The organism is Pseudomonas cichorii (assembly GCF_003700275.1).
Classification (GTDB): domain Bacteria; phylum Pseudomonadota; class Gammaproteobacteria; order Pseudomonadales; family Pseudomonadaceae; genus Aquipseudomonas; species Aquipseudomonas cichorii_B.
Genome location: NZ_RBRE01000083.1, coordinates 133,139 through 148,117 on the forward strand (window position 1 = coordinate 133,139; position 14,979 = coordinate 148,117).

A 14,979-nucleotide genomic window follows, 5' to 3' on the forward strand; every position below is an offset into this window, starting at 1 on the left:
TCCTGAATCCATGGAGACGCACTATCACTCACTGCTCAGAGCACCTGCAACCGTTGAGTTGAGCGGTTATTGCAAACCGGCTCGCACCTACGCTGAATCCTCAGCGAACCTACAGGCCGCCCACATGAAACGCCTTCACTTCCAGATATTCATCCAGTCCGTAGCTGGAGCCTTCACGGCCCAGGCCTGACTGTTTGATCCCGCCAAAGGGCGCAACTTCCATGGAGATGATTCCGGTATTGAGCCCGACCATGCCGAACTCCAGCGCTTCGCCGAAACGCCATGAGCGGCGCATATCCTGAGTGAAGTAATACGCGCCCAGGCCATAAGGCGTGGCGTTGGCCAGCGCCAGTGCCTCGGCTTCATCGCTGAAGCGCATCAGCGGCGCGACCGGACCGAAGGTTTCTTCATTGGCCAGCAGCATTCCGGCATGGGTATCGCCCAGCACGACCGGTTGCACGAACTGGCTATCGCCCTCGGGAATGCTGCCGTGCAGCAATGTCGCGCCCTGGCTCAAGGCATCGTCGATATGCCGGGCGACCTTGCTGACCGCTGCCGGGTTGATCAGCGGACCGATGGTCACGCCGTCCTGCAGACCGTTGCCGACCTTGAGCTTGCCGACCTCTTCCACCAGCCGCCGGGCAAAACGCTCATAGATGCCGTCCTGCACCAGAATGCGATTGGCGCAGACGCAGGTCTGTCCGGCGTTACGGAATTTGCTGAGCATGATGCCGGCCACCGCCTGCTCCAGATCGGCATCGTCGAACACGATAAACGGCGCGTTGCCGCCCAGTTCCAGGCTGAGACGCTTGATGTGCTCGGCACTCTGGCGCATCAGCAGGCGGCCGACAGGCGTCGAGCCAGTAAAGGAAATCTTGCGCACCGCCGGGTTGCCGGTCAGTTCTTCGCCAATCCCGGTCGGCATGCCGGTGACCACATTGAACACGCCGGCCGGAATGCCCACGCGCTCGGCCAGCACCGCCAGCGCCAGCGCCGACAGCGGGGTCAGGTCCGAAGGTTTGACGATGATCGGACAGCCCGCCGCCAATGCCGGCGCACATTTGCGGGTGATCATCGCATTGGGGAAATTCCACGGCGTAATCGCTGCGCAGACACCCACCGGCTGCTTGAGGGTCATCAAGCGTCGGTCGGCACTGGGCGTGGGAATGGTTTCACCGTAGGAGCGGCGCGCCTCTTCGGCGAACCATTTGACGAAACTGGCACCGTAGCGGATTTCACCCCGCGACTCGTTGAGCGGCTTGCCCTGCTCAAGGGTCATGATCAGCGCCAGATCCTCAAGGTTGTCGAGCATGGCCTGACACCAGCGCTCCAGCAATACCGCCCGCTCGGCGGCAGGACGCGCCCGCCAGGCCGGCCAGGCGCGCTCGGCAGCCTCGATGGCGCGACGTGTTTCAACGCCTTGCAGAGCCGGAACATGCGCCAGGCTTTCGCCGGTTGCCGGGTCGCTGACGGTCAATGTCGCGCCGTCATCGGCACTGATCCACTGCCCGTCGACATAGGCGCGTTCTACCAGCAGGCTGGGGTCTTTCAACTGATTCTTGAGCATGATCAAGTCCTGTTCCGGGATGACTGCCAGTCTAAGCAGCCCGTGCAGTCCAGGATGCTGAAAGCGGCGAACCAGCAGCGTCGGATGCTGAAATTCGCCGCGCCACGGCAGCCTCTACTGCTTCAGCGAACCCAGCAGACTGTGCAGAAAACGCCCGCCCGCCGTCATCTGGCTTTCCTCGATAAACTCATCGGGCTTGTGCGCCTGCTCGATTGAGCCCGGCCCGCAGACCACCACCGGCACATTGAGCCGCCCGGCAAACAAACCGCCTTCGGTGCCATACGACACCTTGATGTGCCGGGTGCCCGGCTCGGCGAAAGCATGCAACAGGCGCACGGCTTCGACACTGGGATGGGTTTCCAGCGCCGGATACTCGTTCATGATTTCAATCTCGATATCCGCTACCCCGGAAAGCTGCCTGGCTTCGCGCACCAGCACTTCGGCCCGCTCACGCAATTGCGCCAGCAGCAGATCCGGATCGTCGCCCGGCAGGTTGCGGTACTCGAATTCCAGAGTGCAGAGGTTCGGCACGATGTTCAGTGCCTTGCCGCCGTCGATACGGCCGATATGCACAGTGCTGTAAGGAATGTCGTAGCCCTCGTCGCGTGTACCCTGCTGCTCGACCAGTGCCTGGCTCTTGCGCAGCTCGGCAATGAAATCGCTGGCCAGGTGAATCGCATTGACCGCCCGCGGCGCCAGCGAGGAATGCGCTTCCTGGCCACGGCAATAGGTGCGATAGGAGCTTTTGCCCTTGTGGCCAATGGCGAACTGCATCAGCGTCGGCTCGCCGACCACACACAGGAAAGGCCGCAACGGTGCAAGATGCAGAACGTCCAGCAAGCGTCGTACGCCAACGCAGCCAATCTCTTCATCATGAGACAGCGCCAGTTGCAGCGGGCGGCTCAGGGTCATGTCCGCCGCATCGAGCATCGCGTCGATGGCCAAGGCAATGAAGCCCTTCATGTCGCAGGTGCCGCGCCCGTAAATGCGCCCGTCGCGTTGCGTTGCCTGAAACGGCGGCATGGTCCACGCCTGCCCGGCGGCGGGCACCACATCGGTATGCCCGGAAAGCAATACGCCAGGCTGCTCACGCGGACCGGTGCTGGCAAACAGGTTGGCCTTCTTGCCAGTCTCGTCCTTGACGATCAGCGACTCGATGCCCTTGCCCGCCAGCAGGTCGCGAACGTATTCGATCAGCGCCATGTTCGATTCCGACGACACCGTGTCGAAGGCAATCAGGCGCTTGAGGATATCCAGTGCACGTGGCGTCATGAGGCTTTACTCGCGGGTGCGCTCGCCATGGCGAAACGGCGAATGTCGAAAGGGCTGATGGACGTCGTGGTGCTGCCGGTGCTGATCATCTCGGCCATCACGTCACCCACGCCCGGACCGAGCTGGAAGCCGTGACCGCAGAAGCCGAAGGCATAGAACAATCCGTCGACCGTGCCGCTGCGACCCATGATCGGCAGCGAATCCGGCGTATAGCTTTCGATACCGCTCCAGACCCTGATGATGTTCAGGTTAGCCACGCCCGGCAGCAGGCGGCGCATCTGCTGCACCTGATTGATGATGCTGCGCGGCTCGACATGAGCGCGCCGGTTGATCATGTCCGGTTTGCTGCGAAAGCCACCGCCGATGATGATGTTGCCGCGCGGAATCTGCCGGAAATAAATCACTTCATGGGCAATCCTGGTGTAGACGCCGATCACCGTCGGCAGCGCGTAAGGCACCGGCTCCGTGACGGCCATTTGCGGGCCGTGGGTATCCAGCGGAACCGGCTCACCGAACTGTTCGGACAGTTTCGCGCCCCAGGCGCCTGCGGTGATCAACAGGTTGTCGGCAGTGAAAATCCGCCCGTCGGTAGTGGTGACCTCGAACTCAGCGCCGACCTTTTGCACATGGGCAACTTCGGTACGCTCCTCGACCCGCGCTCCGGCGCGCACCGCAGCACGGGCAAAGGCTGGCGCGGCGAGGCGCGGGTTGGCATGTCCGTCGTGGGGCGCATAGGAACCGCCCTTCACGTCCGGCCCCAGAAACGGAAAGCGCTCATGCAGTTCCTTGCCGCTATAGATGCGCAGGTCCAGCTGACGGGCTTCGGGAGCCGCGGCATAGGCTTCCAGTTCCGGAATTTCATCTTCGCGATAACAGACCCGCATATGGCCACTGGCAATGAATTCCAGATCGTCGTCGATCAGTTCCGGCAGGCGTTTCCACAACGCCCAGGAACGGTTGGACAACTCCAGCTGGCCGAGAAAACGGCCCTGACGACGGACATTGCCAAAGTTAACGCCACTGGCGTACTGGCCGATCATGTCGCGCTCCAGCAGGGTGACCGACTGGCCGCGCTGACGCAGGAAAAAGGCCGAAGCCGCGCCCATGATCCCGCCGCCAATAATCAGTACATCGACTTTCGGCTGCTTCATGACACCACCTCATCTGTGAGCATCGACAACGGTTTGACCGGAGCCTGACCGCGCTGGCGCCCCACCTGTTCGACTGCCACGCCGGCAGCGGCAGCAATGACTTCCGCGCCCGCCTGCGAGCAATAACGGCCCTGGCAACGGCCCATGCCGACCCGGCTGAAGGCCTTGGCGCGATTGACTTCGCAGGCGCCTTTTTCACGCACCACACCGCGCAGTTCGCCAGCGCTGATCATTTCGCAGCGGCAGACAATCGCATCGTCGGGCAACGCGCCAGCCTGGGCTGCGGGCCACGGAAAGGCTTCGCTCAAGCCGACCCGGAAACGGTCCATGACCAGCAGATCCTTGCGCAGGTCGTCCTGCCGCGCCGCATCCACCGGCTTGCCCAGATCCTCCAGCAAGGCCAGCGCAGCCAGGCGTCCGGCCTGTTCGGCAGCATCGGCCCCACGAATCTTCGCGCCATCGCCTGCGGCGTAGACGCCTTTGACCGAGGTCCGGCCTTCTTCATCGACGGCCAGCAGCCATTGACCGGAAGCCTCGTCGAAACGCAATTGGCAACCGGCCAGATCGGCCAGTTGGGTTTCAGGACGCAAGTGATAACCCAGGGCAAGCGCATCGCATTCGACCTGTAACGAGCTGCCGTTCGCCAGGCGCACCTGCACGCCGCTGACACCTTGCTGCGCATCACCCAGTATCTGTTCAGGCTGAACACCCATGTGCACCGGCACTCTGGCGCGATACAACAAGGCCAGCAATTTCATGCCATTGAACAGCAGACCGGGACGCGCCATCAGCTTGGGCAGTGCGCCGATCCGTTTGCTGAACGGCGATGTATCGAGCACTGCCGCCACTTCGGCCCCGGCTTTGACGTACTGGCTGGCGACCAGATACAGCAAAGGCCCGCTGCCCATGAATACCACCCGGCTGCCAATCGAAACCGACTGCGCCTTGAGTGCAATCTGCGCGCCGCCCAGGCTGTAGGCGCCTGCCAGTTGCCAGCCCTTGATCGGCATCAAACGGTCGGTGGCGCCGGTACAGAGGATCAGCGCATCGAAGTCCTGCACGCTATGCAGCCCCTGGCTGACGCAACACAACTGGCCGGGAGTCAGGTTCCAGGCCAGGGTGTCGGGACGGTAGTCGATCCGGCTGCGCAGGCGGTCGAAGCTTTGGTGCAGGTCACGGGCCTTGGACGCTTCGCTGCCGTATAGCGCCGGGTAGTCACGCTTGAAACCTTCCGGCTGGCGACGATAGATCTGCCCGCCATCGCGCCGGTTTTCATCGATCAGAATCGGCTTGATGCCGGCCGCCAGCAGGGTTTCTGCACAACGGGTTCCGGCCGGTCCGGCACCGATGATGACGACCCTGTCGGCCGCCGGGTCTGCAACGTCTAACCGTGAAGTGGCCATGTCGCCTCCGGTTGTGTGGTAACGATGTCCAGCCCGTCGCGGACTTCGTTGGAGCAGGCGCGCAAGCGTTCGCCGCTGCGGGTCCAGACCCAGCAGTCCTGACAGGCGCCCATCAGGCAGAAGCCTGCGCGACGGCCCGAATCGAACTCGGACTGGCGCAACGTTGCAGCCTTGGTCAGCAAGGCGACCATCAAGGTATCGCCCTGCAATGCTTCGACGGACAGGCCATCGACTGTCAGGTGGACAATCGGTCGGTCACGCTCGCCCAACCTTACGAAACGCCCTTTCATGCATAGGCTCCCACGGTCATATTGTTCGCGCCGAGCAATTCGGCGCTTTCCCGATGACAAAGAATTTCGCTGCCGCCCCGGATCGGATGGCGTCCCGGCGGGACCTTGTTGCACACACCTTCGACGCGGACAGGACAGCGATTGAGGAACGTACACAGCTGCGAGTCACCGGCCACCGAACTGATCGACGGCAGCTTGCCGCAGGTCGAAGAACAGCTTTCCAGCCAGCCCTGCCGCAGCTCCGGCACCGAGCTGACCAGCAAATCGGTGTAAGGATGAAAAGGTGCCTTGCTGAAGGATTCGCAACTGCCCTCTTCGACTTTATGGCCGCTGTACATCACCACAATGTCGTCGCACAGCGCACGGACCGTGGAAATGTCATGGCTGATGAACAGATAGGAAACCCCCAGCTCGCGGCGCAGATCGCTCAACAGTTCAAGAATCGCGGCACCGACCACGGTGTCCAGCGCCGAGGTCACTTCATCGCAGAGAATCAGGTCCGGTTTGGCCGCCAGGGCACGGGCCAGATTGATCCGCTGCTTCTGTCCGCCCGACAGTTCGTTGGGGCGACGTTCGGCCAGTTCACGCGGCAAACGCACCAGGTCCATCAGTTCATCGATACGCTGGTGCAAGGCCTGGCCCTTGAGGCCGAAATACATTTTCAGCGGCCGGGCCAGAATCGTACTCACGCTGTGCATCGGATTGAGCGCCGTATCGGCATTCTGGAACACCATCTGGATCCGTCGAAACTGTTCCTGGGTGCGCCCGGCAAGGGTGCCGGACAGTTCGCCACCGTCGAATGACAGACTGCCGCGAGCCGGCTCCAGCAGACCCGCGACGACCCGCGCCAGGGTCGATTTCCCCGAGCCGGACTCACCGATCACGCCAATCGCCTGACCGCGGCGGATGGTCAGGTCGATGTCTTCGAGCACGCGAATCATCGGCAGGCCTTGCAGGTTCTTTTTGCCGTAGCCTGCAGTCATGCCCTTGATGGTCAGCAGCGTCGTGTCCTCGGCCACATCGCTGACCGGGCTCAATGTCGCATCCGGTCGGGCAGCGGCCAGCAGGCTGCGGGTATAGGCTTCCTTCGGGCCTTTGAGCAGTGCCGCGGTGCTGCTTTGCTCGATCACCTGCCCGCCATTGAGCACAACAATCTGATCCGCCATCTGCGCCACGACCGCCAGGTCATGGGAGACATACACCGCCGTCGCACCCCGTTCGTGCACCACTCGCTTGAAAGCCCGTAGCACATCGATCTGGGTAGTCACGTCCAGCGCCGTGGTCGGCTCATCGAGGATCACCAGCAGAGGGTCGCTGATCATCGCCATGGCCGCCATGACCCGCTGCAACTGACCGCCCGACACCTGATGCGGATAACGCTGGCCGATCTGCTCCGGATTGGGCAACGCCAGATCACGAAACAGCCCGACCGCCTTGGCTTCCAGATCAATGCGGCTGCCCAGACCGTGAATCAGCGCGCCCTCGATGACCTGATCGATCAGTTTCTTGGCCGGGTTGAACGCCGCAGCCGCGCTCTGCGCAATGTAGGAAACCCGGTTGCCGCGCAAAGACTGCAACTGGCTTTCCGGCAGGCTGAGCATGTCATGTTCGCCGATCTGCACCACACCGCTGGCCAGACGACAGCCACGCCGTGCATAGCCCAGCAGCGCCAGGGCGATGGTGGTCTTGCCGGAGCCGGACTCACCGATCAGCGCCAGCACTTCACCTTTTTTCAGGGCGAAACTCACGCCTTTGACGATTTCGGTTTCACCCTGCTCGCCGCTGGCGACCACCCGAAGGTCTTGGACCCGGATCAATTCACTCATCTCAACGACCTCCCGGACGGCGACTGCGCCGTGAGGCAAGCCGGTCGATGAACAGGTTGACGCCGATGGTCAGCGTACCGATGGCCACTGCCGGGATCACGATGGCCGGCGCGCCCTGATTGAGGCCGCCAATGTTCTCGCGTACCAGCGAGCCCAGGTCGGCGTCAGGCGGTTGCACGCCCAATCCCAGAAAGCTCATGCCGCTGAGCAGCAGCACGATGAAACCGAAGCGCAGACCCAGATCGGTCATTACCGGGTTGAGCATGTTGGGCAGGATCTCCCGGCAGGCAATGTAGACACGCCCTTCGCCGCGAGTGCGCGCCACCTGAACGTATTCCAGCGCCTCGATATTCACCGCCAGACTGCGGGCAATCCGAAAGGCGCCGGGCATAAAGCTCAGCACAGCCGTGCAGATCAGCAAGGTGATGGACGAACCGAAGGCCGACACCATGATCAGCGCAAGCATCTTGCTCGGAATCGAAATGAAGGCGTCCATCAGGCGGCTGATCACCTCGTCCAGCCATTTCGGCGCGACCACCGAAAGCAGCGCGCAGAGCGTACCGATGCCGCTGGCCAGTAACGCGGCGACCAGCGCCAGGCCGATGGTGAAGCGCGCACCGACCAGCACCCGGCTGAGCATGTCGCGGCCCAGATAATCGGTGCCGAACAAGTGAGTGGCGCTGATGGCATCGAACACGTTGTCGGAAACCACTTCGCCCACCGAATACGGCGCCAGCGATGGACCGAACAGCGCGACCAGCAGCCATATGAAACACATCGCCGCGCCGGTCAGGCCCAGCCAGGAAGGTCCATGGGACACTTTGCCAAGCGCCAGGTCCGGCGCGGCTGGCGTCGACTTCACAATGATATCGGTCATTGGGTTCTCAGCCTCGGATTGGAAAGGATTGCACACAGGTCAGCAAGCAACACCAACCCCAGATACGCCGAGCAGAACAGCATGGTGCAGGCCTGCACCAATGCCATGTCCCGGTTGGTCACGGCATCGACCATCAGGCTGGCGATGCCGGGATAGTTGAAGATGGTCTCGACAATCACCACCCCGCCCAGCAGGTAGGAAAGGCTCAAGGCGACAGCATTGGCAATCGGCCCGATGGCATTGGGCAAGGCATGCTGCAGGACGATGCGCGTCGGGCTTACGCCCTTGAGCCTGGCCATCTCCACATACGGGCTGTCGAGCTGGTCGATGACCGCAGCACGGGTCATGCGCGCCATCTGGGCCACGATGACGCAGCACAGGGTCATCACCGGCAATGCATAGGTACGGATGAACTGCCACGGCGAGCTGACATCGCTGGCATAGGACAACGCCGACAGCCAACCCAGATTGACGGCAAAGATCAGCACCGCGAGGGTCGCCACCAGAAACTCCGGCACCGCCACCAGCGCCAGGGTGATGAAGCTCAGGGCGCTGTCCAGACGTCCGCCACGGCCCATTGCCGAACCGATCCCCAGAATCAGGGCAACCGGCACCGACACCAGCGCCGTGGTGGCCGCCAGCATCAGGGTATTGGGGAAGCGCCCGGCAATCAGTTCGGTGACCGGCATGGCATTGGACACCGACTCACCCATGTTGCCGCCCAGCAGGTTCATCAGCCATTGCAGGTAACGCACCACACCCGGCTGATCCAGACCCAGCTTGATACGCAGGGCCGCGACCTGTTCGGGGGTCGCGAATTGCCCGAGAGCGGCCTGCGCCGCATCGCCGGGCAGCACTGCGGTGATGGCGAACACCACCACGGAAACAATCAACAAGGTCACGATCGCTGCGCCCAGGCGCTGGACGATCAGCCAGAATGTGTTGCTATTCATCTGCCTGCTCCCGCATCAGTCCACAGCCGTTGTCACGCGTCCAGCCACACCTGCTCGCTGAACATGTAACCCATGAAGCCACCCAGCGGGTTGCTGGCGTAGCCCTGGACACGCTTGTCCACGCCATCGATGTTGCTGATGAACACCGGAATGCCGATCCCGCAGTTCTGGCTGACCAGCGCCTGCATGTCGCCATACATCTTGCCGCGCTTTTCGTCGTCGGTTTCACCACGGGCCAGCATCAGCAACTGGTCGAACTGTTCGTTCTTCCAGGCCGACTCGTTCCACGGCGCAGAAGACTGGAAGAACTGCGAGAAGATCACGTCGGCATTCGGGCGCGGGTTGATGTTGCCGAAACTCAGCGGGTGCTTCATCCAGTGGTTGGACCAGTAGCCATCGCTGGGCAAACGGTTGACGTTGAGGGTCAGTCCGGCCTGCCTGGCCGACTGTTGCAACAGCACGGCAATGTCCACCGAACCGGTCGCAGCGGGCGACGCGGCCACCGGCATGGTGATCTTTTCCATCCCGGCTTTCTTGAGCAGGAACCTGGCTTTCTCGGGATCGTAGGGACGTTGCGGCAGATCGGCATTGAAGTAGCGCGAGCCGGGCGCGATCGGATGGTCGTTACCGACCCGGGCATAGCCACGGAACACCGCGGATTTGACCTGCTCGCGATCCAGCAGATACTTCATGGCCTCGGTGAATTCCGGGCTTTTGCCGGGCATCTGGTCCTGGCGGATGATCAGGTCGGTGTAGTTGCCCGAAGGCGCGTCGACCACGCGGTGCCCGGCGCTGGCAGCAATCCGCGTGGTGGAACGCGGGTTGACCTCGTTGATCATGTGCACGTCGCCGGACAGCAGCGCATTGACCCGCGAAGGCTCATCGCCGATGGCGATGAATTCGATCTCGTCCAGATACGGCAGGCCCGGTTTCCAGTAGTTCGGGTTGCGGGCGCTAACGGAACGCACGCCCGGCGTGAACTCCTTGACCGTGAACGGGCCGGTGCCGATGCCCTTGCTGAAATCGGTGGTGCCTTCGGGCACGATCAACAGATGTGAAACCGCGAGAATCGACGGCAGCTCGGCGTTTGGCGAACTCAGGGTGATCTGAACTTCCAGCGGCCCGCTGGCCTTGATCTCGGAGAACTGCGCCATCAGCGGCATGACCTTGGAGCCGGTGGCCGGGTCCTTGTGGCGCGACAGGGAGAACACTACATCGGCGGCGCTCAGCGGCTTGCCATTGTGGAAGGTGACGTCCTTGCGCAAGGTGATGGTCCAGACCGTTGCGTTGTTGCTTTCGATCTTCTCGGCCAATTCCGGGTGCGGCACCAGATGGCTGTCGAAACGGGTCAGGCCGTTGTAGAACATGAAGTGACGGACATAGTCGGTGGACAGTGCACCTTTGGCCGGATCAAGAGTATCGGCGGTGGAGCTGGACATGCCCGCAACCCGGATACGTCCGCCAGGCTTGCCCTTGACCGGGGCTGCTGCGTCATCGGCAAACACTTTGCCCGCAGCACCAAACAGGCTGCTGGAGCCTGCTGCCACGACACCCGCGACGCCCAGCATGCGCAACGCATCGCGGCGCGAAAGACCCCGGTTGAGCCCCTCGAAAACCCGCAGGCTGTCTTGACCTGAAATCAACGGGGAATCGGTTTTCTTGTCAGCCATATCAGTTCTACCTGTCGAAAAAGGGAATGTCCGAGTTGCTCACGGTTGGCCGGAGCGTCCTTTAAGCACACACGACGACGGTGAAACAAAAACTCAGTAGCGACTGTCCTGATAGCGGTAATACGCGCCCACCAGCGGCAGGAACCATGGTTTGCCGAAATGTCCGGGAATCGCCGGCCAGCTCAGGTCGCGCCAGGGGTTGGCCTGTGCCTTGCCTTCCATGACCTGGGCCATGACCTGGCCCATGTGCACCGACATCTGCACGCCATGGCCGCTGTAGCCCATCGAATAGAAAACCCCGCCGTGCTCACCTGCACGCGGCAGCCGGTCGGAGGTCATGTCCACCAGCCCGCCCCAGCAGTAATCGATCTTCACATGGGCCAGTTGCGGGAACATCTGCACCATGGCCGCTTGCAGCACCTTGCCGCTCTTGGCGTCGGAACTGCTGTTGGACATCGCAAAACGCGCACGGCCACCGAACAGCAGGCGGTTATCCGGCGTGAGACGGAAATAGTTGCCGATCAGCCGGCTGGTGACATAAGCGCGCTGGTTGGGAAACAGCCGGTCGATGAGTTCCTGAGGCAGCACCTCGGTGGCAATCACGAAACTGCCGACCGGAACGATCCTGCGCCGATACCAGCCCAGCCCGCCATGCTGGCAGGCACCAGTGGCCAGCAGCACTTGCCCGGCCCTGATCGAGCCTCTGGACGTATTGACCACAAAGCCGCTCTTGTCGGCTTTCCAGTCCTTGACCACGGTGTCCTGATAAACCCGCGCTCCGTGTTTTACGGCAGCATCGGCCAGGCCCAGGCCAAAACGTCCGACATGGATCTGTATGCCGTTGCGCTGCAACAGGCCGCCATGGAATTCCGCCGAGTCGATCTCGGAACGCACCTCCTGCGCAGAAAGCAGCTCGACATCGGCATCGACCTCACGACGAATCAGCTCGCAGGTCCGCGCCAGCCCTTCGTAATGCCCGGGCTTGGCGGCCAGCTTGAGTTTGCCGTTGCGCTTGATGTCACAGGCGATGTTCTCCTGCTCGATCACATCGACGACACTCTGCACGGCGCTTTCATAAGCCTTGTAGTACTCGCGGGCCTGATCGGCGCCAAGGCTGGCGCTCAGGGCCGCGTAATCCTGGGCAACGCCGGTATTGCACTGCCCGCCGTTGCGCCCGGACGCTTCACCGATCACCCGCCCGGCTTCCACAACCACCACACTGGCGCCTTTCAAGGCCAAGGCACGAGCTGCCGCAAGTCCGGTGAAACCACCGCCGACAATCACCACATCTGCCTGCCCTTCCACCGCGCCCTGCTGGGCGCCGGTAAAGGCCGGAGCAGTATCGAGCCAGTAAGACTCACTGTGCATCTCGTTCTCCTTGTCGCTTGATGGAAAGCACCTTGAACGTGCTGCGCTTACAGACCGACCAGCCCGGCCAGACCACCGATGTCCGGAATCTGGTGATACTCGTAGAAACTGTTGGCTGGCTGTTCGTGACCACGGGCCACGAATGCCTTGTTCCTGATCTTCATGTCGTGGGCCGAGAACAGGTCGTAACGGAAGCTGGAGGACACATGCAAGATGTCTTCCGGGCCACAGCCGAGGTTATCGAGCATGTACTCGAACGCCGCAAGACGTGGCTTGTAGACCTGCGCCTGTTCAGCCGTGAAGACCTTGTGGAAAGGTGCGCCGAGCTTGTCGACGTTGGACATGATCTGGCTGTCGCTGGCGTTGGAGAAAATCACCAGTGGAATCTTGTCGGCAATCTTCGCCAGACCGGCCGGCACATCGGCATGCGGCCCCCAGGTTGGAACGGCGTCGTAATAGAGCTGGCCTTCGCCACGGTATTCAACGTTCCAGCGCTTGCAGGTGCGTGCCAGGGCGACCTTGAGGATTTCGTCATACGGCATCCACTCACCCATGACCTGATCCAGACGATAGGCCGAAAAATCCTTCACGAACTGGTCCATCTGCCCGGCAGGAACACGATCGGCGAACAGCTCGCGGGTCATGGTGCCCATGTGGAAATTGGTCAACGTGCCGTAGCAGTCGAACGTAATGAATTTTGGTCGAAGAAAGCTCATTTTGTGCGGTCCTGAAGTTCGTTGAGGTCATGGCATGACGCGCAATCAAGCAGCCCGAAAAGTTCGTTGATGCACGCTGAAGCACATCTTCATTACACCACCGTGAAATCAGCAGATGGCGTTAAAAGCGCTGGCTGCTTGATAGAAAGCACCGTTTTGAGGTGCGTGCTCAGCAGACTTTGCGGGGCGCTCCAGGCTTGGGCAAACCCCGTTTTCAGGCGCTTTTATGACCCGTTTCAGGGCAAATCGCTCAAACACGCGGGTTTGCGCCGCAGAAACTGCGTTGGCCTTTCGCGAATGAATTCGCTCCACAGATTCGTGTGGGAGCCAATTCATTCGCGAAAACCCCAAACAGAAACGGGCGCTTCCTTCTCAGGAAGCGCCCGCTCTGCAAACCCTGAAATGATCAGTTGGCAATATCGATCAACACACTCTTGAAGCGCAGATTGGCCTCGAATGCCTCGCGGCCCAGATCCTTGCCGATACCGGAACGCTTGTAGCCCCCGGTCGGCAGGATGTAATCGTTGCTGCGGCCATAACGGTTCACCCACACCGTCCCGGCCTCCAGGCGACGAATCAAGCGCAGCGCCCGGTTCAGGTCAGCCGTGTGCAGCCCGGCTGCCAGACCATAGGTGTCATGCTCGGCCAGGCTCAAGGCCTGCTCTTCATCATCGAAGGCCTGAATGGTCAGCACCGGCCCGAAGATTTCTTCGCAGACCGCCGGATTGCGGTTGTCCAGCCCCGTCAACAGAGTCGGCTGGTAATAGGCTCCGCCCATGCCCTCGAACAGCCCGCCACCGGCCAACACCTCGGCCCCGGCTTCGCGGGAGCGCTGCACGATGTTGTCGATGCGCGAGGCCTGCAAGCGGGAGATGATCGGTGACAGGCTGCTCTCCGGCGACCAGGTCGCACCAGGGCGCAAGCTCTTGAAGTACGCCTGCAGGTGCTCGACGAAAGGCGCCATGATCGAACGTTCGATGATCAACCGCGAGCCCGACACACAGACCTGCCCGGCATTCCCGGTAATCGCCAGCGCCACGGTGCGTGCAGTCCTGGCGATATCCGGAATATCGGCGAACACCAGTTGCGGGCTTTTGCCGCCCAGTTCCAGGGTCACCGGCTTGGGGCCGACCAGAGCGCAGGTGGACATGATGCTCGACCCGGTCGCTGTCGATCCGGTAAAGGTCACTTTCGACACCTGCGGATGCCGGCACAAGGCATCGCCGGTGGTACGTCCGTCGCCCTGCACCACATTGAAGATGCCCGCCGGAATCCCCGCCTGCACGGCCAGCTCGGCATAGCGCAAGGCTGAAAACGGGGTTAGTTCCGAAGGCTTGAGCACCACCGCATTACCGGCCGCCAGGGCCGGTGCGACTTTCCATGAAGCCATGCTCAGCGGAAAATTCCACGGTGCGATGGCGGCGATCACACCATAAGGCTCGGCGATCTGCATGCCCAGCCGGTCAGTCTGGGTCGCCGCGACTTCCCCGCCATGCTTGTCCGCCAGCTCAGCGAAGAAACGAATGCCTTCGGCCACATAAGGAATATCCCAGGCCAGCACGTCCTTGTGCGGGCGCGTGGAGCCCACCGCTTCCAGCGGCCCCAGAATCGCGCCGTCGGCCTCGATCAGATCGGCCCAGCGGCGCATGGCCCGGGCACGCTCGCGAGGCGGACGGCTGGCCCAGTCGCTGCGCTTGAATGCCTGCCAGGCGGTGCTGACAGCTTCATCGACCATCGCGGCATCGGCAATCGGTAGCTCGGCATAGACCTGGCCATCGGAGGGACGGGAAACCTCCATCCCCGACTGGGCATCGCGGTATTGGCCGGCAATGAAATGAGCGCTGCGCACAGCAATGACACGAGGATCGAAGCTATCCATGAAGGAC

12 protein-coding genes are annotated in these 14,979 nt (G+C 62.0%); all 12 read right to left on the reverse strand.

Translation table 11 applies throughout. The annotated features are described in order from the left end of the window. Window positions 1–109: 109 nt before the first annotated feature. The 12 genes from ALQ04_RS21280 to ALQ04_RS21340 all read right to left on the reverse strand — a co-directional run bounded on the left by ALQ04_RS21280 (window position 110) and on the right by ALQ04_RS21340 (window position 14,972). Entirely contained in the window at window positions 110–1,567 is a 1,458-nt protein-coding gene (locus ALQ04_RS21280; RefSeq protein WP_122317702.1) for an NAD-dependent succinate-semialdehyde dehydrogenase, read from the reverse strand. 114 nt (window positions 1,568–1,681) lie between these two features. Further along, window positions 1,682–2,839, reverse strand: a complete 1,158-nt coding sequence (gene argE, locus ALQ04_RS21285) for an acetylornithine deacetylase (RefSeq protein WP_122317703.1) — start codon at window positions 2,837–2,839, stop codon at window positions 1,682–1,684. After that, entirely contained in the window at window positions 2,836–3,990 is a 1,155-nt protein-coding gene (locus ALQ04_RS21290; RefSeq protein ID WP_122317704.1) for an FAD-binding oxidoreductase, read from the reverse strand. The genes argE and ALQ04_RS21290 overlap by 4 nt, the downstream gene beginning before the upstream one ends. Next, window positions 3,987–5,393, reverse strand: coding sequence for an NAD(P)/FAD-dependent oxidoreductase (locus tag ALQ04_RS21295; RefSeq protein ID WP_122317705.1), 1,407 nt, complete (start codon window positions 5,391–5,393; stop codon window positions 3,987–3,989). The genes ALQ04_RS21290 and ALQ04_RS21295 overlap by 4 nt, the downstream gene beginning before the upstream one ends. After that, window positions 5,375–5,683, reverse strand: coding sequence for a (2Fe-2S)-binding protein (locus ALQ04_RS21300; protein WP_122317706.1), 309 nt, complete (start codon window positions 5,681–5,683; stop codon window positions 5,375–5,377). The genes ALQ04_RS21295 and ALQ04_RS21300 overlap by 19 nt, the downstream gene beginning before the upstream one ends. Next, complete coding sequence (locus ALQ04_RS21305; protein WP_122317707.1) at window positions 5,680–7,509, reverse strand: ABC transporter ATP-binding protein; 1,830 nt, start codon at window positions 7,507–7,509, stop codon at window positions 5,680–5,682. Before ALQ04_RS21305 ends, ALQ04_RS21300 begins: the two co-directional genes overlap by 4 nt. 1 nt (window position 7,510) lies before the next feature. Then, window positions 7,511–8,386, reverse strand: coding sequence for an ABC transporter permease (locus tag ALQ04_RS21310; protein ID WP_122317708.1), 876 nt, complete (start codon window positions 8,384–8,386; stop codon window positions 7,511–7,513). Then, complete coding sequence (locus ALQ04_RS21315) at window positions 8,383–9,339, reverse strand: ABC transporter permease (RefSeq protein ID WP_122317709.1); 957 nt, start codon at window positions 9,337–9,339, stop codon at window positions 8,383–8,385. Before ALQ04_RS21315 ends, ALQ04_RS21310 begins: the two co-directional genes overlap by 4 nt. A gap of 32 nt (window positions 9,340–9,371) precedes the next feature. Then, complete coding sequence (locus ALQ04_RS21320; RefSeq protein WP_122317710.1) at window positions 9,372–11,009, reverse strand: ABC transporter substrate-binding protein; 1,638 nt, start codon at window positions 11,007–11,009, stop codon at window positions 9,372–9,374. Between the two features lie 93 nt (window positions 11,010–11,102). Beyond that, the gene (locus ALQ04_RS21325; protein WP_122317711.1) at window positions 11,103–12,377 is read right to left on the reverse strand and encodes an FAD-binding oxidoreductase; all 1,275 of its coding nucleotides are present in this window, start codon (window positions 12,375–12,377) and stop codon (window positions 11,103–11,105) included. 47 nt (window positions 12,378–12,424) lie between these two features. Continuing rightward, window positions 12,425–13,093 carry a haloacid dehalogenase type II gene (locus tag ALQ04_RS21330; RefSeq protein WP_122317712.1) on the reverse strand — a complete coding sequence of 223 codons (669 nt, stop codon included), beginning with the start codon at window positions 13,091–13,093 and terminating at the stop codon, window positions 12,425–12,427. 406 nt (window positions 13,094–13,499) lie between these two features. Then, window positions 13,500–14,972 (reverse strand): aldehyde dehydrogenase, encoded by a 1,473-nt coding sequence (locus ALQ04_RS21340; protein ID WP_122317713.1) that lies wholly within the window; start codon window positions 14,970–14,972, stop codon window positions 13,500–13,502. Between the last annotated feature and the right edge of the window lie 7 nt (window positions 14,973–14,979).